At 65.8% G+C, this 21,952-nt stretch carries 18 protein-coding genes; 13 read left to right on the top strand and 5 right to left on the bottom strand.

The features are described from left to right. Window positions 1-11 precede the first annotated feature (11 nt). The 6 genes from infB (at window position 12) to E0E41_RS14005 (ending at window position 6,981) form a co-directional block, all read left to right on the top strand. On the top strand, window positions 12-2,402 hold the full coding sequence (gene infB / locus E0E41_RS14030) for a translation initiation factor IF-2 (RefSeq protein WP_438819469.1): 2,391 nt from the start codon (window positions 12-14) through the stop codon (window positions 2,400-2,402). Window positions 2,403-2,488: 86 nt separating this feature from the next. Then, entirely contained in the window at window positions 2,489-2,878 is a 390-nt protein-coding gene (gene rbfA / locus E0E41_RS14025) for a 30S ribosome-binding factor RbfA (protein ID WP_130870425.1), read from the top strand. Between the two features lie 3 nt (window positions 2,879-2,881). Then, window positions 2,882-3,832 (top strand): DHH family phosphoesterase, encoded by a 951-nt coding sequence (locus E0E41_RS14020; protein ID WP_130870424.1) that lies wholly within the window; start codon window positions 2,882-2,884, stop codon window positions 3,830-3,832. Further along, window positions 3,825-4,718 (top strand): tRNA pseudouridine(55) synthase TruB, encoded by an 894-nt coding sequence (truB, locus tag E0E41_RS14015; RefSeq protein WP_130870423.1) that lies wholly within the window; start codon window positions 3,825-3,827, stop codon window positions 4,716-4,718. Before E0E41_RS14020 ends, truB begins: the two co-directional genes overlap by 8 nt. 4 nt (window positions 4,719-4,722) lie before the next feature. Next, a complete protein-coding gene (ribF, locus tag E0E41_RS14010) occupies window positions 4,723-5,628 on the top strand; it encodes a riboflavin biosynthesis protein RibF (RefSeq protein WP_130870422.1) in 906 nt (301 codons plus the stop codon). A 33-nt stretch (window positions 5,629-5,661) separates the two neighbouring features. Beyond that, window positions 5,662-6,981: a DUF1576 domain-containing protein gene (locus E0E41_RS14005; protein WP_130870421.1), complete on the top strand. Its 1,320-nt coding sequence runs from the start codon at window positions 5,662-5,664 to the stop codon at window positions 6,979-6,981. Window positions 6,982-7,037: 56 nt separating this feature from the next. Here E0E41_RS14005 and E0E41_RS14000 read toward each other — a convergent pair whose 3' ends face one another. Both E0E41_RS14000 and E0E41_RS13995 read right to left on the bottom strand, forming a co-directional pair. After that, on the bottom strand, window positions 7,038-7,961 hold the full coding sequence (locus E0E41_RS14000) for an SPFH domain-containing protein (RefSeq protein ID WP_207303222.1): 924 nt from the start codon (window positions 7,959-7,961) through the stop codon (window positions 7,038-7,040). Window positions 7,962-7,999: 38 nt separating this feature from the next. After that, the gene (locus E0E41_RS13995; RefSeq protein ID WP_130870420.1) at window positions 8,000-8,452 is read right to left on the bottom strand and encodes an NfeD family protein; all 453 of its coding nucleotides are present in this window, start codon (window positions 8,450-8,452) and stop codon (window positions 8,000-8,002) included. Between the two features lie 140 nt (window positions 8,453-8,592). Between E0E41_RS13995 and E0E41_RS13990 the strand changes: the two genes are divergently transcribed. From E0E41_RS13990 to groL, 5 genes are all read left to right on the top strand, one after another. After that, window positions 8,593-9,717 carry a THUMP domain-containing class I SAM-dependent RNA methyltransferase gene (locus tag E0E41_RS13990; protein WP_130870419.1) on the top strand — a complete coding sequence of 375 codons (1,125 nt, stop codon included), beginning with the start codon at window positions 8,593-8,595 and terminating at the stop codon, window positions 9,715-9,717. Between the two features lie 10 nt (window positions 9,718-9,727). Continuing rightward, window positions 9,728-10,891, top strand: a complete 1,164-nt coding sequence (locus tag E0E41_RS13985; protein WP_130870418.1) for an S-layer homology domain-containing protein — start codon at window positions 9,728-9,730, stop codon at window positions 10,889-10,891. Window positions 10,892-10,918: 27 nt separating this feature from the next. After that, window positions 10,919-11,827: a diacylglycerol/lipid kinase family protein gene (locus E0E41_RS13980; RefSeq protein ID WP_130870417.1), complete on the top strand. Its 909-nt coding sequence runs from the start codon at window positions 10,919-10,921 to the stop codon at window positions 11,825-11,827. Window positions 11,828-12,019: 192 nt separating this feature from the next. Further along, a complete protein-coding gene (locus E0E41_RS13975; protein WP_130870416.1) occupies window positions 12,020-12,304 on the top strand; it encodes a co-chaperone GroES in 285 nt (94 codons plus the stop codon). Between the two features lie 213 nt (window positions 12,305-12,517). Continuing rightward, a complete protein-coding gene (gene groL, locus E0E41_RS13970) occupies window positions 12,518-14,143 on the top strand; it encodes a chaperonin GroEL (RefSeq protein ID WP_130870415.1) in 1,626 nt (541 codons plus the stop codon). Between the two features lie 856 nt (window positions 14,144-14,999). Here the strand turns inward: groL and E0E41_RS13960 are convergent. From E0E41_RS13960 to E0E41_RS13945, 3 genes are all read right to left on the bottom strand, one after another. Continuing rightward, window positions 15,000-15,956, bottom strand: coding sequence for a D-2-hydroxyacid dehydrogenase (locus E0E41_RS13960; RefSeq protein WP_130870414.1), 957 nt, complete (start codon window positions 15,954-15,956; stop codon window positions 15,000-15,002). Between the two features lie 15 nt (window positions 15,957-15,971). Beyond that, window positions 15,972-17,237 (bottom strand): MBL fold metallo-hydrolase, encoded by a 1,266-nt coding sequence (locus E0E41_RS13955; protein WP_242623789.1) that lies wholly within the window; start codon window positions 17,235-17,237, stop codon window positions 15,972-15,974. Between the two features lie 230 nt (window positions 17,238-17,467). Beyond that, the gene (locus E0E41_RS13945) at window positions 17,468-18,181 is read right to left on the bottom strand and encodes a hypothetical protein (RefSeq protein WP_130870411.1); all 714 of its coding nucleotides are present in this window, start codon (window positions 18,179-18,181) and stop codon (window positions 17,468-17,470) included. A gap of 321 nt (window positions 18,182-18,502) precedes the next feature. On the opposite strand from E0E41_RS13945, the gene E0E41_RS13940 reads away from it, so the two are divergent. After that, window positions 18,503-19,837: an enolase C-terminal domain-like protein gene (locus E0E41_RS13940; RefSeq protein ID WP_130870410.1), complete on the top strand. Its 1,335-nt coding sequence runs from the start codon at window positions 18,503-18,505 to the stop codon at window positions 19,835-19,837. Window positions 19,838-20,025: 188 nt separating this feature from the next. Then, window positions 20,026-21,891 carry a PrpR N-terminal domain-containing protein gene (locus tag E0E41_RS13935; RefSeq protein WP_130870409.1) on the top strand — a complete coding sequence of 622 codons (1,866 nt, stop codon included), beginning with the start codon at window positions 20,026-20,028 and terminating at the stop codon, window positions 21,889-21,891. The last annotated feature ends 61 nt before the right edge of the window (window positions 21,892-21,952 follow it).

Genomic DNA, 21,952 nt, shown 5'->3' with positions numbered 1-21,952 from the left:
GGAGGTGGCTTATATTGCTGAACAACAAGTATCGTGTGCATGAGGTGGCCAAGGACTTCAACAAGAATTCCAAGGAGATCACCGACATCCTGACCAAATACGCGACGACCCCGAAGAACCACATGCAGCCCCTGGACGACAAGGAGCTGTCCCTGATTTTTGAATATCTGACCCAGCACAACCAGGTGGAGAGCATTGAGAGCATCTACGCCGACGTGTACCGGGAGCCCAAGCCCGCCGCCGCACCCAAGGCGGAGGGGAAGGAGGAGAAGCCCGTGGCCAACAAGCCCCAGCAGCCCAGCGCCAAGCCGGCCCAGAACGGCGGCGCTCCCGCTGCCAAGCAGCCCGCCGCCGCGCCCCAGCCGGAGGCGTCCAAGCCCCAGCAGCAGCCCCAGCAGCCCAGCAACCGGCCCGGCGCCCGCATTCCGGAGAAGAAGGTGGTGGACACCCGGAAGAGCGGCAACGTGAACCTGGAGAAGTACGACCAGCGGCTGGAGGACCTGGCCGCCGGCAAGACCAAGCAGATGCAGGGCGGCAAGCAGAAGTTCCAGGGCCGCAACCAGCGCAAGGGCAACTTCCAGGGCGGCAACAAGCGCCGCCAGGAGGAGCAGGAGAAGATGCGCCGGCTCCAGCTGGAGATTGCCAAAAAGACCCCCCTCACCGTGAAGATCCCCGACGAGATCGGCGTGGGCGAGCTGGCCAGCCGGATGAAGAAGACCGGCGCCGAGGTGGTCAAGACCCTGATGAAGAACGGCGTCATGGCCTCCCTCAGCGACGTGATCGACTTCGACACCGCCGCCATCATCGCCGAGGAGCTGGGCTGCAAGGTGGAGCACGAGGTCATCGTCACCATCGAGGAGAAGCTCATCGACACCGCCGAGGACAAGGAGGAGGATCTGCAGCCCCGTGCCCCCGTGGTGGTGGTCATGGGCCATGTCGACCACGGCAAGACCTCCCTGCTGGACTATATCCGCCACGCCCACGTGGCCGCCGGCGAGGCCGGCGGCATCACCCAGCACATCGGCGCCTACCAGGTGGAGGTCCAGGGCAAGCCCATCACCTTCCTGGACACCCCCGGCCACGAGGCCTTTACCGCCATGCGTGCCCGTGGCGCCATGATCACCGACGTGGCCATCCTGGTGGTGGCCGCCGACGACGGCATCATGCCCCAGACCGTGGAATCCATCAACCACGCCAAGGCCGCCAAGATCCCCATCATCGTGGCCATCAACAAGATGGATAAGCCGGAGGCCAACCCGGAGCGCATCAAGGAGCAGCTCACCAAGTACGAGCTGGTGCCCGAGGAGTGGGGCGGCGACACCATCATCTGCCCCATCTCCGCCAAGACCGGCGAGGGCATCGACAACCTGCTGGAGATGGTCAACCTGACCGCCGAGATGCAGGAGCTGAAGGCCAATCCCAACCGCTCCGCCCACGGCGCCGTCATCGAGGCCCGGCTGGACAAGGGCCGCGGCCCCGTGGCCACCCTGCTGGTGCAGAACGGCACCCTCCACCAGGGCGACGTGATCATCGCCGGTACCGCCGTGGGCCGTGTCCGCGCCATGACCAACGCCAAGGGCGAGAAGGTGACCGAGGCCGGCCCCTCCGTGCCTGTGGAGATCATCGGCATGAGCGAGGTGCCCGGCGCCGGCGACGACTTCCACGCCGTGGACGACGAGCGCATGGCCCGTGAGCTGGTGGAGCAGCGCAAGCACGAGCAGAAGATGGCCGCCTCCGCCCCCGTGGGCAAGGTGAGCCTGGAGGACCTGTTCAGCCAGATCAAGCAGGGCGAGATGAAGGACCTGAACATCATCGTGAAGGCCGACGTCCAGGGCTCCGCCGAGGCCGTCAAGGCCTCCCTGGAGAAGCTGTCCAACGACGAGGTGCGGGTGCGGGTCATCCACTGCGCCGTGGGCGCCATCAGCGAGAGCGACGTGATGCTGGCCACCACCTCCAACGCCATCATCGTGGGCTTCAACGTGCGGCCTGACAACAACGCCAAGGACACCGCCGCCCGCAACAAGGTGGATATGCGGATGTACCGGGTGATCTACGACTGCATCAACGAGATGGAGGCCGCCATGAAGGGCATGCTGGCCCCCAAGTTCAAGGAAGTGGACCTGGGCCAGGCCGAGGTGCGCAACGTGTTCCGCATCACCGGCGTGGGCATGGTGGCCGGCTGCTACGTCACCGAGGGCAAGATGCAGCGCGGCGCCCAGATGCGCCTGCTGCGGGACAACATCGTCATCTACGACGGCTCCATCGCCTCCCTCCAGCGCTTCAAGGACAGCGTGAAGGAGGTCGCTCAGGGCTACGAGTGCGGCATCACGTTCGAGAAGTTCCAGGACATCAAGGAAGGCGACGTGATCGAAGCCTACCTGATGGAACAAATTGAAGTGTAAGTTCAACCAAAAACCAAATCAGACCCGTTCCGTCCCCAAGTCATTTGAGGAGGGGGCGGGTCTGTATTGCATGATAGGAGAAAACCATGGCAAGTAATCGAATCGGACGCATCAATGAGGAGATCCAGCGGGAGCTGTCCGCCCTGATCCGGACGGTAAAGGACCCCCGGGTCCACGGCCTGGTGTCCATCACGGCGGTGGACACCACCAGCGACCTGCGCTATTCCAAGATCTACGTCAGCGTGCTGGACAAGAGCGACGTGAGCGAAGTGGTGAAGGGCCTGAAGTCCGCCGGGGGTTACCTGCGGCGGGAGCTGGGGGCGGCCCTGAAGCTGCGCTACACCCCCGAGCTGCAATTTGTGGAGGACGACTCCATCGGCAAGGGCGCCCACATCCTGAGCCTGCTGCGGGATCCGGAGGTGGTAAAGCCCGCCAATCCCGCCAACGCCCACATCGACCTGGACAGCGAGGAATGAGCTATGACCTATACCGAAGCCGCGGCCTGGCTGAACGCCCATGACCGCTATCTGATCCTGACCCACAAGCGCCCCGACGGGGACACCATCGGCTGTGCCGCCGCCCTGTGCAGGGGCCTGCGGGGCCTGGGCAAGACCGCCCACATCTGCCCCGGCACCGGGGAGACCCACCTGTTCACCCCCTACCTGGAGGGGCTGCTGGCACCGGAGGGGTTTCAGCCTGATACCGTGGTCAGCGTGGACATCGCCGCCCGGGGCCTGTTCACCGACACCGGAAAGCCCTGGCTGGAGCGGGGGATCGACCTGGCCATCGACCACCACCCCTCCCAGGAGTTCTTCGCCAAAGAGACCTGCCTGGACGCCTCCCGTGCGGCCTGCGGGGAGATCCTGTTCGATATCCTGTCTGAACTGGGGCAGATCAACCAGGAGACCGCCGTGCCCCTGTACGTGGCGGTATCCACCGACACCGGCTGCTTCCAGTACAGCAACACCACCGCCGCCACCCACCGGGTGACGGCCGCCCTGATGGACACCGGCATCGACGTGTTCCCCCTGAACAAGCGCCACTTCCGCACCAAGACCTGGGCCCGGCTCCAGGTGGAGCGGCTCATCGTGGAGCGGATGCACCGGTACGAGGACGGCAAGATCGCCGTGGCCCCCGTGTCCCTCTCCCTCCTGGACGAGGCGGGCGCCACCGAGGAGGACATGGAGGACATTGCCGCCTTCCTGGGCCAGATCGAGGGGGTGGAGACCTCCGTCACCATCCGGGAGCTGGCCGAGGGGGGCTGCAAGCTGTCCGTGCGCACCTCCGCCGGGCTCAACGCCACCAAAGTCTGCGCCCTGCTGGGGGGCGGCGGCCACGCCGCCGCCGCCGGGTGCAATGTGGCGGGCGGCCTGAAGGAGGCGGAGGAGCAGATCCTGGCCGCCATCCGGAAGGTGGAAGCGGATGGCTAACGGTGTTTTGATCATTGACAAACCCTCCGACTGGACCAGCATGGACGTGTGCGCCAAGCTGAGAGGCATCCTCCGTGAGAAGCGGATCGGCCACGGCGGCACCTTAGACCCCATGGCCACCGGCGTGCTGCCGGTGTTCGTGGGCCGGGCCACCCGGGCGGTGGAGTTCGCCGTGGAGGGTCAGAAGGAATACCTGGCCGCTTTGCAGCTGGGTGTGATCACCAACACCCAGGACGCCACCGGCGAGGTGACGGAGACCCGGCCGGTGGACGTGGACCGGGCGGCCCTGGAAAAAGTCCTGGACGGCTTCCGGGGGGAGATCTCCCAGATTCCCCCCATGTACTCCGCCATCAAGATCCAGGGCAAGAAGCTCTACCAGCTGGCCCGGGCGGGACAGGAGGTGGAGCGGGCTCCCCGGCAGGTGACCATCCACGGCCTGGAGATCCTGGACGGCGCCCCGGCGGGCTTCCCCACGGGGGAGAACCTGTGGTACTTAAGGGTGACCTGCTCCAAGGGCACCTACGTGCGCACCCTGTGCCACGACATCGGGGAAGCCCTGGGGTGCGGCGGCAGCCTGTCCGCCCTGCGGCGGACCCGGGTGGGGGACTACACCCTGGACGGTGCGGTGACCCTGGAACAGGTCCAGGCGGCCGACGATCCCGCCGCCCTGCTGATGCCGGTGGACAGCTGCTTCGCCGGGCTGCCCATGCTGGTCCTCAAGAGCCCCCAGGCGGAGAAAAAGATCCGCAACGGAATGGCAGTGACCCTCCCCGCGGCGCCGGGGGACGGCACCTACCGGCTGTACGGCATGGACAGAACCTTCCTGGCCCTGAGCCGGGTGGAGGGGAACAGACTGACCACTATCAAAAGTTTTTTCGAGGTGTAGGAAGATGGAGCAAGAGAGACGGGTCATCGCCCTGGGATTTTTTGACGGGGTCCACCTGGGCCACGGGGCGCTGCTGCGCCGGGTAGGCGAGGAAGCCGCCCGGCTGGACGCGGTGCCGGCGGCGGTGACCTTTGACACCCATCCGGAGAATCTGATCCTGAACGCCCCGGCGGTGCCCCTGCTCAGCTCCCCCCTGGACCGGGGGTCGCTGATGCGGCGGTACTACGGCATCCGGGACGTGATCGTGGCCCACTTTGATGAGCGGATGATGCACATGCCCTGGCGGGAGTTCGTCACCGACTACCTGGTGGGGGAGCACGGCGCGGTCCACCTGGTGGCGGGCCACGACTTCCACTTCGGCTACAAGGGGGAGGGCAACCCGGACCGGCTGCGGGAGCTGTGCGGGGAGCTGGGCATCGGCTGCGACATCATTCCCAAGGTGGAGCGGGACCACATCACCATCTCCTCCACCTACATCCGCACCCTCATCGCCCAGGGGGAGATGGAGCGGGCCAACGAGTTCCTGGGCCATCCCCACACCCTGACGGACACGGTGGCCCACGGCAAGAAGCTGGGGTCCACCCTGGGGTTCCCCACGGTGAATCTCCGGTTCCAGCCGGGGGTGCTGGTGCCGGCCCACGGGGTGTACGCCACAAAGGTATGGTTTGAGAACGGAGAGAACCACCCGGCGGTGACCAACGTGGGAGTGCGCCCCACGGTGGACGACGGCAACAAGGTGACGGTGGAGGGCTTCATCCTGGATTTCAACGGGGACCTCTACGGCCAGACGGTGCGCATGGAGTTCTACAAGCGGCTGCGGGGGGAGCGGAAGTTCGATTCCCTGGAGGCCCTGCGGGAAGAGGTCATGCGCAACGCGGAACAGACCAGAGCCTATTTCAGCAACCGATAAACAGAGACCGCCCAAGACGGAAGGGGACATGGTATGCGCTACCACAAGATCTATCCTGCCACCATCTGCTTTGCAGCCTATCTCATTGCCATCGGGGTCATCCTGGGCGACCCCACTCAGATCCTGCCCGGCCTGTGGAAGATCATCCTGACGGAGGACGCCCTCATCACCGACTATGTGAAGATCGCCGGCATCAGCGCCGCCTTCACCAACGCCGCCCTGGTGACCCTCATCAGCCTGGGCATCCTCCATTTGAGTAAGGACCCCCTCAACGGCTACACCCTGGTGGAGATCGGCCTGATGGCGGGCTTTGCCCTGTTCGGCAAGAACATCGCCAACATCTGGCCCATCATCGGCGGCACCTTCCTGTACGCCAAGCTGCGGCGTGAGCCTTTTGGCAAGTACGCCTCGGTGTCCCTGCTGGCCACCGCCCTGTCGCCGGTGGTGAGCTATGTGGCCCTGGACAACGGCTGGGGCAACATCTGGTGGGCCATCCTCATCGGGGCCATCATCGGCTTCGTGCTGCCCCCCCTGTCCGCCTATACATACAAGATCCAGAACGGCATGAACCTGTACAACATGGGCTTCGCCTGCGGCCTGCTGGCCACCATCCTGGTTCCGGTGATGACCGCCCTGGGGGCCAACCCCAACGTGGCCCTCCACTGGGCCACCGGCTACAACCTCCAGCTGGGCATTTTCCTGGGGGTGCTGTGCGCGGTGCTCATCGGGGCGGGCCTGTTCCTCAGCGGACGGCCGGTGTGGGCGGCCTGGGCGGGCTACCGGCGGCTGCTCCTCACCACCGGCCGGGCGCCCAGCGACTACCTGCGCATGTTCGGCGCCGCCCCCACCCTCATCAATATCGGGGTCAACGGCCTCATCGGCATGGCCTTCATCCTGGCCACCGGCGGCGACCTGAACGGCCCCACCCTGGGCGGCATCTTCACCATCATGGGCTTCTCCGCCTTCGGCAAGCACGCCCGCAACATCATCCCCATCATGGCCGGCGTGGTGCTGGGCGGCTTCTGCATGCACTGGCACATCAACGACAGCGCCGTGCAGCTGGCCCTCCTCTTCGGCACCACCCTGGCCCCCATCTCCGGCTACTTCGGCTGGCCCTTCGGCGTGATCGCCGGGTTCCTCCACTCCTCGGTGGTCCTCCGGGCGGGCACCCCGGTGGAGGGCTTCAACCTGTACAACAACGGCTTCTCCGGCGGCCTGCTGGCCATCGTCCTCTATCCCATCATCACCGAGGGCATCCGCCACCGCAAGCCGGAGCTCCAGAACGAGGATTACTTCGACGCCTTCGAGCACGACGGCCCGGTGATCCCGCCCCCTGTTTCCAAGGAAGAATGAAAAAAGAAGCGGCATGGCCAGCGCCATGCCGCTTCTTCTTTGTTTTCTGAAAACTGTCAGGCCTTCTTGCCCTCTCCCGCCGATTCAAAGGCGGCCTTGGCGGAGGCGCACAGCCCCGCCAGCCCCTGGATCTCGCTGGGGATGATGAGCTTGGTGGCCTGGCCGTTGGCGGCGGCCTCAAAGGCCTCCAGGGCCTTGATCTTCAGCACCGCCTCGTTGGGATTGGCCTCGTTCAGCAGCTTCAGGGCCTCGGCGGTGGCCTGCTGCACCTTCAGGATGGCCTCGGCCTCGCCCTCGGCCTTCATGATGGCGGCCTGCTTGGCGGCGTCGGCCCGCAGGATCACGGACTGCTTCTCGCCCTCGGCCACCAGGATCTGGGACTGCTTCTGACCCTCGGCCTGGAGGATGGCCTCACGGCGCTCCCGCTCGGCCTTCATCTGCTTCTCCATGGCGTCCTGGATCTCCCGGGGCGGGATGATGTTCTTCAGCTCCACCCGGTTGACCTTGATGCCCCAGGGGTCGGTGGCCTCGTCCAGAATGGAGCGCATCTTGGAGTTGATGATGTCACGGCTGGTGAGGGACTGGTCCAGCTCCAGATCGCCGATGATGTTGCGCAGGGTGGTGGCGGTCAGGTTCTCGATGGCGCTCATTGGGTGCTCCACGCCGTAGGTGTACAGCTTGGGGTCGGTGATCTGGAAGTAGAGCACCGTGTCGATCTGCATGGTGACGTTATCCTTGGTGATGACGGGCTGGGGGGCGAAGTCCACCACCTGCTCCTTCAGGGAGACCGCCTTGGCCACCCGCTCGATGAAGGGGACCTTGAAGTGGACGCCCACGCCCCACACGGCGTGGAAGGCGCCCATGCGCTCGATGACGTAGGCCTTGGACTGCTGGACGATCTTCAGGTTGGTGGCCAGGATGAGGATGATGACCACCACCAGGATGATGACGATAATGGGGATGAATGGAATGTTAGGCATATACGTTCCTCCGTTTCCTCGGATCTCTGATCCTTCCATCAATTCTGGCGGGCAGCGGCGGGCACGGGGACCACGATGAGCTTGACCCCCTCGATGCGCAGGACCTTGACGGTAGCGCCCACGGGGACCACGGTCTCATCCTCGGTGCGGGCGGTCCAGACCGCGCCCTTCACAGAGACCTGCCCGGTGGCCTTCAGGTTGTCGATGGCCTGGGTGACCACTCCCTCAGCCCCCACCGCCCGGTCGGCGTTGGTGGCCACCTGCTTGGGGGTGACGTAGCGGCGGGCCAGGGGCCGGATGACCAGCAGGCTCACCAGGGACACCACCAGGAACACCCCGAATTGTACCCAGATATTGTGGATAAAAAACGAGGTGATGAGGGCGGCCAGGGAGCCCAGGGCGAACCACAGGGACACCAGACCCACCGTGGCGGCCTCCAGCACCACCAGGGCGATGAGAGCCACCAGCCAAAGGATACTGGGTATGGGCATGGGCATACCTCCTTTCTTGCTGTTATCCTAGCATACTTCCATCGAAAAGGGAAGTAAAATTCGTTTCCGGATTTGCCAACGGAGAGGAAATAGGTTATACTCTAACCATATTGCGGAATCCATGGAACGAGGAGCGGGCTATGAGAGAACTGGAATTGCTGATCCCCACCCTGTTTGGACTGGAGGGCCTGTGCGCCGAGGAGCTACGGCGGCTGGAGCTGCCCTGGGTGCGGGCGGACAACGGCCACGTGTGCTGCGGGGCCCGGCCCGGGGACATCCCCCGGGTGAACCTGAACCTGCGCACCGGCGAGCGGGTGCTGCTGGTGCTGGGCCGGTATGAGGCCAGGGACTTTGACGCCCTGTACGAGGGGGCCAGGGCCCTGCCCTGGGAGGACTTCATCCCCCAGGACGGCGCCTTTCCGGTGAAGGGGCACTCCCTGAACTCCCAGCTCCACGCGGTGCCCGCCTGCCAGTCCATTCTGAAAAAGGCCATCGCCGCCCGGCTGGGGGAGCGGTACGGCCTGGAAAAACTGCCCGAGACCGGGGCGCTGCATCAGGTCCAGTTCTCCATCATGAGGGACGAGGTCACCCTGATGCTGGACACCACCGGGCCGGGGCTCCACAAGCGGGGCTACCGGGCCGTGGGGGTGGCCGCCCCCCTGCGGGAGACCCTGGCGGCCGCCATGGTGCTGCTCTCCCGCTACCGGGGCAAGGACCCCTTCTGCGACCCCTTCTGCGGCTCGGGCACCATCGCCATCGAGGCCGCCCTCATCGCCAAAAACCGGGCGCCCGGCCTGAACCGGAGCTTTTCCGCCCGGAAGTGGAGGTGGCTGGACAGCGGCCTGTGGCTCCAGGCCGCCGACGAGGCCATGGACAGGGAGTACCACGGCACGTATGACATCTGGGGCGGGGACATCGACCCCAAGGCGGTGGCCATCGCCCGGGACAACGCGGTGAAGGCGGACGTGGAGGACTGCGTCCGCTTTGAGGTGGCCGACGCCGCCAGCTTCCACCGGGACGAGCCCCGGGGCCGGGTGGTGACCAACCCGCCCTACGGGGAGCGGCTGCTGGAGAAAAAGGAGGCGGAGGAGCTCTACCGCGCCTTCGGCCGGGCGGTCCGCACCCTGCCGGCGGGCTGGCAGGTGGGGGTGCTCTCCTCCCACACGGAGTTCGAGCGCACCTTCGGAAAGACGGCGGACAAGAAGCGGAAGCTGTACAACGGCATGCTGAAATGTGATCTGTTCCTCTACGGGATAAAAAGGTAAGGGTGTGGAAATGAAGAGAAGATTTGGCCTGCTGGCGCTGGTTTTGTGTCTGGTCCTGACGGGCACGGCCCTGGCCGCCCCGGCGGGGTCCACGGTGTGGGGCTACAGCGAGGGGCTGGCCCAGTGCGAGCTGGGCGGCAAGTGGGGCTACGTGAACGGAAAGCGGGATGTGGTCATCCCCCTCCAGTACGACAGCATCGTCTCCTTCTCCCTGGGGGTGGCGGCGGTGAACCTGAACGGCAAGCTGGGGGTGATCCGGCAGGACGGATCCTACCTGATCCGGCCGGAGTACGACACCCTGATGCCCATCGACTGCGGGCTGTACATCGCCCAGAAGGGGGGCGGCTGGGGCGTGGTGAGCATCCTGCCCTTCTCCGACGGGGCGGGCGGCACCACCAACGTGCTCTATGACCTGACCTACGACAGCGTGCAGGTGGAGGAGCAGGGGGGCGTCCAGGTGCTCACCCTGCGGGACGGCAACGGCGTTACCCGTGTGCCCCTGTTTGACCTGCCCGGCATCCTGGTGCGCAAAGGGGTGCCCTCCGCCCGGTTCCCCCTGACCCGGGGCAAGCTGCCCAAGTTCTCCGACGTGTCCCAGAAGGAGTGGTACGCCCTGTGGGTGGACATCGCCTACAACGTGGGGCTGGTGTCCGGCGTGGGAGACAACCGGTTCAACCCCAACGGCACCATGAGCGTGGCGGAGGCCCTCCAGCTGGCCGCCACCATCGAGAGCCGCTACCGGGACGACAGCTTCCACAAGGGCCTCGGCCAGACCAAGCCCTACTGGTACACCGGCGCGGTGAACTACTGCATCGCCAGCGGCATCATCCGCAGCGGACAGTTCACCCAGAAGGACTATACCCGACCGGCCACCCGGCTGGAGATGGCCCGGATCTTTGCCGCCACCAGTCCGGTGAAGAATATGCCCGCCCTGAACAACGCCGTCCGGGTGCGGGCTTCCATCCCCGACATCCTGCCCGGCTCGGCCGGGTCGGAGGCGGTATACGCCCTGTATGAGAAGGGGCTGCTGTCCGGCGTGGACGGCAACCTGACCTTCAATCCCAGGGGCACCATGACCCGGGCGGAGGCGGCGGCCCTGGCCTCCCGCATCGCCCGGGCGGAGCAGCGGATCACCCTCTGGGGGAGCTTTGACAGCAGTGCCCTGGTGGATTAACACAGAGAGAAGGAGGCGGGGGCGGCAGTGAAGCATCTGTTCCTCATCAACCCCTATGCCGGAAAATATGACCGCACCCAGGAGATGCGGGAGAAGATCCAGGCCGCCATGGCGGACCGGGAGGAGCCCTGGGAGATCCAGGTGACCCAGTACGCCGGCCACGGCACAGAGCTGGTCCGGGCGGCGGCGGAGACGGGCGAGCCCCTGCGGGTGTACGCCTGCGGCGGGGACGGCACCCTCAACGAGGCGGCCAACGGCGCCGCCGGCCACCCCAACGCGGCGGTGACCCACTACCCCATGGGCTCGGGCAACGACTTTCTGCGGATGTTCGGCCCCGACGCCAGCCGGTTCTACGACCTCCACGAGCTGCTGGACGGCCCCCAGGCTCCCATGGACCTGATCGAGTGCAACGGGAGATTGGCCCTCAACGTGTGCTCCATCGGCTTCGACGCCCGCATCGGCCTGGGGGTGGCCGACTTCAAGAAGCTCCCCCTGGTCAACGGCACCATGGCCTACCAGCTCTCCGCCCTGCGCACCATCATCCAGGGCATCCACCGGCCCTACCGGGTGGAGGTGGACGGGGAGGAGCTGCCGGGGGAGGAGTTCACCCTCATCTGCGCCTGCAACGGCCGCTACTACGGCGGCGGCTTCCAGCCCAGCCCCGACGCCATGCCCGACGACGGCCTGCTCCACTTCGTCATCATCCCCGCCGTGTCCCGGCTCACCATCCTGGCCCTCATCAAGAAGTTCGCCCGGGGGGAGGCGGGGGAGATCCCCGGCGTCATCCTCAAACAGGGCCGGTCCATGAAGGTGACCTGCGACCGGGTGAGCATGATCAACCTGGACGGCGAGCGGGTGGATTCTGCGGAGCTCTCCGCCCGGCTGTCCGATAAGAAGGTCAACTTCATCTACCCCGCCGGGGCCTCCTGGCGTTAGCACTCCTACCGGGCGTTTGTGAACAAAACTTGAACTTTTTTAAAATCAACCCTCTTTTCTCAAAAAAGGGGGTTGATTTTTTTGAGCAGTAGGGGTATTATCTTACTTGTGGTTAGCACTCCGACAAAATGAGTGCTAACCCGATGAATTGGTTAATAAGAAAATAAAGATACATGTAAGGAGGAACCCATTATGAAACTCAAGCCTCTTGCCGACCGTGTGGTCATCAAGCTGGTGGAAGCGGAGGAAAAGACCAAGAGCGGCATCATCCTGACCGGCGCCGCCAAGGAGAAGCCCGAGGTGGCCGAAGTCATCGAGGTGGGCCCCGGCGGACTGGTGGACGGCAAGGAAGTCACCATGACCGTGAAGAAGGGTGACAAGGTCATCACCAGCAAGTACTCCGGCACTGAAGTGAAGGTCGATGGGGAAGAGTACACCATCGTCCGTCAGTCCGATATCCTGGCGATTGTGGAGTAATTCCGTCCAGGGGGGATGCATCCCCCCTAGATACGAAACCGCCGCGCCGCAGGCGGCACAGCGGTTCCGATACCCCCCTCGCCTTTGCACGCAAAGGCGGTTGCCCGCCGGTGGCGGAGCAAGCAGAGGTGTCCTGCGCAGGCGCATGTCCTGCTCCGGACAGATTTTAAATTTGATTCCGCCAAGGCGGAATTTTCATGGAGGTAATTCGTTATGGCTAAGGTTATTTGCTACGGCGAGGAAGCCCGTCACGCGCTGGAGCGGGGCGTCAACCAGCTCGCCGATACCGTTAAGATCACCATGGGCCCCAAGGGCCGCAATGTTGTGCTGGACAAGAAGTTCGGCGCTCCCCTCATCACCAACGACGGCGTGACCATCGCCAAGGAGATCGAACTGGACGACCCCTTTGAGAACATGGGCGCTCAGCTGGTGAAGGAAGTCTCCACCAAGACCAACGACGTGGCCGGCGACGGCACCACCACCGCCACCCTGCTGGCTCAGGCCATCATCCGCGAGGGCCTGAAGAACCTGGCCGCCGGCGCCAACCCCATGGTCATGAAGAAGGGTATCTCCAAGGCCACCAACGCCGCCATCGAGGCCATCAAGGCCAACAGCCAGAAGGTGAACGGTTCCGCCGATATCGCCCGTGTCGGCACCGTGTCCTCCGGCGACGAGACCGTGGGCAAGCTGATCGCCGAGGCCATGGAGAAGGTCTCCCACGACGGCGTCATCACCGTTGAGGAGTCCAAGACCGCCGAGACCTACAGCGAGGTCGTGGAAGGCATGCAGTTCGACCGGGGCTACATCACCCCCTATATGGTCACCGACACCGAGAAGATGGAGGCTGTCCTGGACGACGCCCTCATCCTGATCACCGATAAGAAGATCTCCAACATCCAGGAGCTGCTGCCCATCCTGGAGCAGGTGGTGCAGTCCGGCAAGAAGCTGCTGGTCATCGCCGAGGACGTGGAGGGCGAGGCTCTGTCCACCCTGATCGTCAACAAGCTGCGCGGCACCCTGAACGTGGTGTGCGTCAAGGCCCCCGGCTTCGGCGACCGCCGCAAGGAGATGCTGGAGGATATCGCCGTGCTGACCGGCGGCACCGTCATCACCTCCGACATGGGCTATGAGCTGAAGGAAGCCACCATGGATATGCTGGGCAAGGCCCGCCAGGTGAAGGTCTCCAAGGAGAACACCATCATCGTGGACGGCGCCGGCAGCTCCGAGGCCATCAAGAACCGCACCAACCAGATCCGCAGCCAGATCGAGACCACCACTTCCGACTACGACCGGGAGAAGCTGCAGGAGCGTCTGGCCAAGATGGCCGGCGGCGTGGCTATCATCCGCGTGGGCGCCGCCACCGAGGTGGAGATGAAGGAGAAGAAGCTCCGCATCGAGGACGCCCTGAACGCCACCCGCGCCGCCGTTGAGGAAGGCATCGTGGCCGGCGGCGGCACCGCCTATGTGAACGCCATCCCCGCCGTGGAGAAGCTGCTGGACAGCGCCGAGGGCGACGAGAAGACCGGTGTCCGCATCATCGCCAAGGCCCTGACCGAGCCCATGCGCCAGATCGCCACCAACGCCGGTATCGACGGCTCCGTGGTGCTGGAGAACGTGAAGAAGGCCGACAAGGTGGGCTACGGCTTCGACGCCTACAACGAGACCTATGTGGACATGATCTCCGCCGGTATCGTTGACCCCACCAAGGTGACCCGCTCCGCTCTGGAGAACGCCGCCTCCATCGCCTCCGTCCTGCTGACCACCGAATCCCTGGTGGCCGACAAGAAGGAGCCCACTCCTCCCGCCGCTCCCGCTCCCGACATGGGCGGCATGTATTAATCAACTGCCAAGGTTTAGGCCCCCGGAACGTTGTTCCGGGGGCCTTTCTTGTCGGCCGCCGGGCCAAGGGTTTTGCCGGAGGCAAAACCTTGATGCCGGGCGGATTCACTCCGCCCGAGCAGATGAAAGGGAGGGGGTCCCCGAGAAATCGGGGGATTTCTCGGGGGGATGCCGACAAGAAGGAGCCCACTCCTCCCGCCGCTCCCGCTCCCGACATGGGCGGCATGTATGAATCAATAGCCAAGCTTTGGGCCCCCGGAACACTGTTCCGGGGGCCTTTCTTGTCGGCCGCCAGGCCAAGCGTTTTGCCGGAGGCAAAACCTTGATGCCGGGCGGATTCACTCCGCCCGAGCAGATAAAAGGGAGGGGGTCCCCGAGAAATCGGAGGATTTCTCGGGGGAATGCCGACAAGAAGGAGCCCACTCCTCCCGCCGCTCCCGCTCCCGACATGGGCGGCATGTATGAATCAACTGCCAAGGTTTAGGCCCCCGGAACGTTGTTCCGGGGGCCCTTCTTGTTGTTTAGCGGGCAGGTTCCGATGGTTGCTCCTGCCTCCGGCGGGTGACTTTCCGGCGAAGGAAAGTCACCAAAGTTCGCCGGGGCCGCGGCCCCGGACCCCAGGGGTCCAGGCGGCGGAGGGGTTCTCGCTGCCGGGCAGGACCGCTCCGGCTCAGGGCTCGATGTCCCCGGCTGCGGACTGTTCCGCAGGCTGCCGCCCCACGGCATATGAACGGGCAAGACTTGCCGCCGTCTGCGTTTTTCGGCCCCTGGGCGTGGCCGCCCGAGACGGGGTGGAACCATCCCGCCGGGGCGCTTGCGGCAGGTGGGACGGGCAGCCGGAAAGTCCTGCCGGGGGTCACAGCACCCGGTTGGGGATGGGCTGGCCGTCCAGGTAGCAGCGCAGGGCCCGGAGGGCGATGCGGGCGATGGCCCGGGCGGTATCGGGCAGGTGGTCCCCGCCGGCGGCGTGGGGGGTGATGAGGGCCCTGGGCTGCCGCCACAGGGGGTGCTCCGGGGGGAGGGGCTCCGGGTCGGTGACGTCCAGACCGGCTCCCCACAGGTGGCCCTCCGCCAGCACGTCGGCCAGGGCCTGGCAGTCCAGCACGCTGCCCCGGCCGCCGTTGAGCAGGATGGCGTCCTTTTTCATCCGCAGCAGCCGGTCCCGGTCAAAGAGCCGGACGGTCTGGGGGCTCTGGGGCAGGGTGAGGCACACCACGTCGGCGGCGGGGAGGAGCTGATCCAGGGCCTCCATGGGGTGGAGGGAGGCGATGCCCGGCACAGGCACGTCGGTATTGCGGCGGATGCCGGCGGTCTCCGCCCCCAGGGCGGCGCACAGCCGGGCGAAGGAGCCGCCCAGGTCCCCGGCGCCCACCACCAGCACCTGGGCCCCTGCCAGGGTGCGGGCCTGTCCCAGGTCGTGCCACTGGCACTGATTCTGCTGGTCCCGGTATTCCGGCAGGTGCTTCATCAGGGCCAGCAGCATAGCGAACAGGTGCTCGGACACCGAGTGGCCGTAGGCCCCGGTGGAGCAGCTCAGCATGGCCCCGTGGGGCAGCACGCCGGGGGCGGTGTAGGCGTCCACCCCGGCGCTGCGGGTGTGGAGCCAGCGGAGGGCGCATCCCTCCCCCAGCCGGGCGGCGGGGGGATTGCCCAGGATCACCGCGGTCCGGGCGTAGTCCTCCTCAGTCAGCTCCGGCTGGCCGGGCAGGGGATGGCCTCCCGGCGCGAAGCGCTGGGACAGGCCGGGGGCGGCGGCCCGGAAGGCCTCCCGCTCCTCCGGGGTGAGGACAAGCAGATTCAGAATGTCTTGCATAACGGTTCTCCTTTCTCAAACGGCCCCGGGGACGGGGCGGAACGTATCGGAAAGCGGCCGGCCTGGCAGGATCTGCCCGGACCGGTCCAGGTCCACCCGGCAGCTCATGCCCGCCCGGAGCCCGGCCAGCAGGGCCTGGGCCTGGTCCCGGCTGTCCAGCCGGACGGTGCGCAGGAGCTCGAACCAGGGCCGGTGGACCGCTTCCACCGGCCCGCCGGCACATGCGCCGGGATAGCCGTCGTGGACCAGGGCCCCCACCTGGACGTACCAGCCGTCCGGGTCGTGGACATAGCTGTCCAGCTCCAGCACCAGCCCCTCCGCCAGCGCCGGCAGGGCGGAGGCCCGGTTCAGGGCCCGGTCAAAGCCCCGGATCACCTTGCCGCCGTCGGCCAGGGTGATGGTGTAGGTCCCCGCCGGGCGGCGGAAGGGCCCGGCGGCCTCGATGGTCTCCAGCTCCCCGTCCGTGATGGGGGAGAGGGGAGTTCCCCGGCCCTTGGCGGCCAGCCACCGCTGATAGCAGTCCTCATAGGTCAGGGCCGCCTGCCGCTTCTCCAGGAAATTGACCCACTCCGCTCCGCCCCGGACCAGCACCGACAGGAGGGGGCGCCCCGCCTCCTCCGCCAGCCGCTGGAGCTCCAGGATGGGGTACTGGTTGGTGTGCTGGGGCAGCAGGTAGTCGGGCTCCACCGTCTGCTGCAGCCAGCGCAGCCCGTACTGGAAGGCCAGGCGGCGGAAGCCGGGCGTACCGGCCCGCCGGGTCAGGCCGTTGATGCCGTAGCCACCGGCGTAGGCGAAGGTGAGGACCTCCCCGCTGGCGGGGACGGTGAGTTCCATGCGGAAGGACACGGTGCCGTCGGTGTGGCCGGGGGTCAGCAGGGTCTGGATGCGGACCCCCTCAAATTCCAGCCAGCCCCCGTCCTCGTAGTACCGGCTGACCAGGTCCGCCGCCGGCCGGTCCTTCAGGATGCCGCCGATCTCCGGGCAGCCGTAGGCGGCCAGGCCGCGGACGTCCTCCCGGCTCATGCACACCGTCAGGCGGCCTCCCTGCCGGGCCGCCATACCGGCCAGCTCCGCCGCGGTGCCGTAGTGGTCGAAGTGGCCGTGGCTCAGCAGCAGCCACCGGATGGACCCGGGATCAAAGCCCAGGGCGGCGATGTTGCGCCAGTACTGGTAGCCCGCCGCCGGCCAGCCGGCGTCCAGCAGGATCAGGGTGCCGTCGTCGGCCCGCAGCAGGTAGAGGGCCACCTCGTTGTCCCCCACGTAGTAGAGCCGGTCCGGCACGATGGGGAAGGGCCGGGCGGCGGTGAGCCTGGACGACGTGGCTCCCGACTATACCCGGCTCAACGCCGCGGGCAACATGACCCAGGGCTACAAGGTGGGTACCGATGGGGAGTGGCCCAGCGACATCACCCCCTCCGCCACCTGGGTCGGCGTGGGGGACTACCNAATCGTTAGTGTATGAAAATATATAGCCATAACAGGAGTTGCAGAGACGCTTATTTTTTTGTCGGTCAGCAATATCTTGCAGGCATTGGTTTTCGTATGGCTGTTGAAATCAGAAGACGGAATGCGATGCGGTGTCGCGTCTCGGGGGCTGTGAGAGGTTTAAAAGGAAGAGATGGTGGGGGGATGGGGGGAACGGGGGTGATGCAGAAGAGCTGGGTCACCCGCGCCCGGTCCTCCCCCTGTCCGAACACCGCGATGACCTGCTGACGGGCCTGGAGGGGGGGCAGCTCCGGCAGCACCGTGAGGGTGCAGGCGCCGGTGTCAAAGGCGCAGACGGTGAGGGACGGGGAGAGGGGATAGGTCTCCTCAAACAGGTCCAGATCCCCCAGGGACAGCCAGTCCTCCCCCAGGCCGGTGAGCCAGCCGGAGGCCACCGCCCGGCCCGGCCCCGCCTCCGTGGGGGAGAGGGCAGGCCCGTAGTCCCTGGCGGCAAAGTTCAGCAGCCCCAGTCCCTTCAGCCGGGGCACAAAGAGGGGCCGGACCTCCAGCAGCCGGTCCCCGGCCCCCCAGCACAGCTCCACCATGCTGCCGGCCCCCACCGGCTGGTCGGCCTCCAGCAGCCGGCCGGTCTGCTCCTCCGTCATGCCGGCGGGAGAGAGGGTCCGGCGCACCGCCGCCCCGCCCTCCGGCCAGACCGCCTCCAGGGCCAGCCCCTCCGCCCGCCGCTCCGGCGGGGCGCACACAAAGGCCGGCTGGGTGCGGACAAACAGGCGCTCCATAGACGGCAGACCTCCTTTTCAGATGGGAATATAAAAAGTCAACTTATCATACCGCAGGCCCGGATGAAAGGCAAATTAGAAAAAGTGGTTGTTTTACACATAAAACTTATCCGGCCGAAAAAGAGATCTTGAGGATAAGGAGAGTAAACTTAGAAAAACTAATCGTATAATAAATTTATTAAGTTTGATTTCTTGTATCAGGCGTGATACAATGCAGGCGAAATCAGGAGCACCGTCCCTCTTCAAACGGAGAAACTCTGGTCTGCTCACTACCGAAATGAGAAAACCGGAACCTTTGTCTGAAAAAAGGAGTGCATATCAATGGGTAACACACCCAAAGTAGCCCTGATGGAAGTTTTCCCCGTGGCCGGCAAGGACTGCATGGAGCTCAACCTCTCCGGCGCCCACGCCCCCTACTTTACCCGCAACGTGGTGGTGCTCACCGATGACCGGGGCAACACCGGCGTAGGCGAGGTCCCCGGCGGCCAGAAGATCACCAAGGCCCTGGAGGACGTGAAGCACCTGGTGGAGGGCAGCTCCCTGGGCGACTACAAGAACACCCTGAAGAAGGTCAACGACTGGCTGACCTCCAACATCAAGGACGACGTCCGCGGCCAGCAGACCTTCGATCTGCGCACCGGCGTGCACGTGGTCACCGCCATCGAGGCTCCTCTGCTGGACCTGCTGGGCCAGTATCTGGAGGTCCCCGCCGCGGCCCTGCTGGGCGACGGCATCCAGCGCAACAAGGTGCGCTTCCTCAGCTATCTGTTCTATGTGGGCGACCGCAAAAAGACCGATCTGCCCTACTATTCCGAGCCCGACTCCGACTGCGACTGGTACCGCCTGCGTCATGAGGAGGCCCTGACCCCCGACGCCATCGTGGCGCTGGCCAAGGCCACCTATGAGAAGTACGGCTTTGAGGACTTCAAGCTCAAGGGCGGCGTGCTGGAGGGCAAGGAGGAGCTGAAGGCCGTCCAGGCCCTGAAGGAGGCCTTCCCCGAGGCCCGCATCACCCTGGACCCCAACGGCGGCTGGCTGCTGAAGGACGCCCTGGCCCTGGCTCCCGAGCTGAAGAAGGTGCTGGCCTACTGCGAGGACCCCTGCGGCGCTGAGGGCCGCTTCTCCGGCCGTGAGATCATGGCCGAGTTCAAGCAGGAGAGCGGCATGCCCACCGCCACCAACATGATCGACACCGACTGGCGGGAGATGCGCCACTGCATCGCCCTGCGCAGCGTGGACATCCCCCTGGCCGATCCCCACTTCTGGACCATGGCCGGCTCCGTCCGTGTGGGCCAGATGTGCAACGACTTCGGCCTGATGTGGGGCTGCCACTCCAACAACCACTTTGATATCTCCCTGGCCATGATGACCCAGTGCGCCGCCGCTGTGCCCGGCAAGCTCAACGGCATCGACACCCACTGGATCTGGCAGGAGGGCATCGAGCACCTGACCAAGGAGCCCCTGCAGATCAAGGGCGGCTGCATCGACCTGCCCGAGCGGCCCGGTCTGGGCATCGAGCTGGACCGTGACCAGCTGATGAAGGCCCACAAGCTGTATCTGGACAACTGCCTGGGCGGCCGTGACGACGCCGTGGGCATGCAGTACCTGATTCCCGGCTGGAAGTTCGATCCCAAGCGGCCTTGCCTGGTGCGCTGAATCTTCCAGACTTCCCTTTTTTCCCAATATCCTTCAAAAGACGCGGCGCAGCCGGGGCAGAGCAATCTGCTCCGGCTGTGCCGCGTTCTGCGCAGAAAAAAGAGGACGCGCATTCCTGGCGGCGGCTGCTTTACAAGCGCAGTGCAATCCGGTATGATAAAACAAACGAGCAAAAGGAGGCGAGGGTCGTGGCGAAATTCGCGCTGCTCCTGCCCAGAGAGGAAATGGTGGAACCGGCGGGACGGATCGCCCGGGAGCTGGGCATGGAGGTGGTCCTGAACCGGTCGGTGGCCACCGAGCACGTGCTGGAGCAGGCGGAGACCTGCCGGGCGCTGGGGGCGGACATCCTGGTGGCCCGGGGCCGGCAGGCCTCCATTCTGAAGGAGCACACCGATCTGCCGGTGGTGGAGATCCGCCTGACCGGCCTGGAGATCGCCCTGCTGCTCCACCGGGCCAAAAGCCTGGTACCCCGCCTGAACCGGCCCAAGGTGGGGGTGGTGACCATCCCCAACATGGTGGGGGAGGTCCAGGGCTTTGAGGAAGTGATGGGCATTGAGCTGCACACCTACTTCGTGGCGGGCACGGACGAGACGGAAAAGGGCGTGGAACAGGCGGTGGCCGACGGGATGGACGTGATCCTGGGCGGCGATTTTGCCAACGCCTGCTGCCGCCGGCTGGGCAAGCGCACCCTCTTCATGGAGAGCACGGAGGATTCCCTGCGCACCAGCCTGCGCAACGCCCGCAGCGTGGGCTTCGCCTCCGACGCGGAGCGGCGGAACACCGCCCACCTCCAGGTGCTGCTGGACTACTCCTTCAACGGCATCATCGAGCTGGACGACAAGGGCGTGGTGGCCCGGTGCAACGACATGGCCTGCAAGATCCTGGCCCGGGACCGGGAGGAGCTGGTGGGACAGCCCCTGTCGGCGCTGATGCCTCCGGAGGATCAGGAGGTGTGGACCGACGCCCTGGCCCGCAATCAGGAGCTGTACTTCTCCGTGCTCAATGTGGCGGGGGCCTATGTGGTGGCCAACGCCGTCCCGGTGACCGACCAGGGCGCGGCAGAGGGCATGATCTTTTCCTTCTACGAGATGCACAAGATGGAGAGCCAGGGGGAGCGGGCCCTGCGGGAGCGGTACCGCCTCCAGCGGTACCTGGCCTACGGCCGGTTTGAGGATGTGAGCCATACCAGCCGGGAGATGGCCCGGGTGGTCCGCCTGGCCCGCACCTTTGCCGGCACCACCCAGCCCATCCTCCTGCGGGGGGAGGTGGGCAGCGGCAAATCCCTCTTCGCCCAGAGCATCCACAACGCCAGCCCCTGCTCCAAGGGGCCCTTCGTGACCTTTGACTGCGGGGCCAGCTGGGAGGACCAGCAGGGGGCCCTGATCCGGGCGGCCAAGGACGCGGACACCGGCACCCTCTACCTGGACCACCTGGAGGATCTGCAGCAGGGGGGCCAGCACGCCCTGTGCCGCCTGATCCGGGAAGGGGTGATCCATCTGACGGGGGAGAGCGCCCCCGAGCCGGTGACGGTGCGGGTGATCGTCTCCACCGCGGACCGGGAGGTCCCCCGGATAAAGGGGGGCGGCTTCCTGCCGGAGCTGGCCTACATCCTGACCCCCCACCAGCTGGACCTGCCTCCGCTGCGCAGCCGGCCCGACGATCTGGAGCAGGCCATCACCATGTGTCTGGACGACTGCGTCACCAAGCTCAACCGCTATGTGGTGCTGACCAAGGAGGCCAAAAAGGTGCTGATGAGCTACCCCTGGCCGGGCAACTACATCCAGCTGCACACCTTCCTGGAGCGGATGGCCCTCACCGCGCCCTCCCGCACCATAAAGGACAGCTATGTGCGGGACCTGCTGGAGCAGCTCTACCCGGACGACATCCCGCTGCCCCATGAGGAGGAGCAGCCGGCCACGGAGGAGGCCGCCCGGATCATCGCCGCCCTCTCCCGGTGCGGCGGCAGCCGGGCGGAGGCCGCCGCCCAGCTGGGCATGAGCAAGACCACGCTGTGGCGCCGGATGAAGCAGTACGGCATCCGGGACCGCTATTGAGCATAAGAAAACAGGCCTGGAGCAGACCGGCTGACGGTCCGCTCCAGGCCTGTTTTATGCG

Origin of the sequence: Intestinimonas massiliensis (ex Afouda et al. 2020) (assembly GCF_900626285.1) — a bacterium.
Lineage (GTDB): Bacteria > Bacillota > Clostridia > Oscillospirales > Oscillospiraceae > Flavonifractor > Flavonifractor massiliensis_A.
The sequence above is the reverse complement of the archived record's forward strand: the minus strand, read 5'-3'. Positions and strand labels throughout refer to the sequence as shown.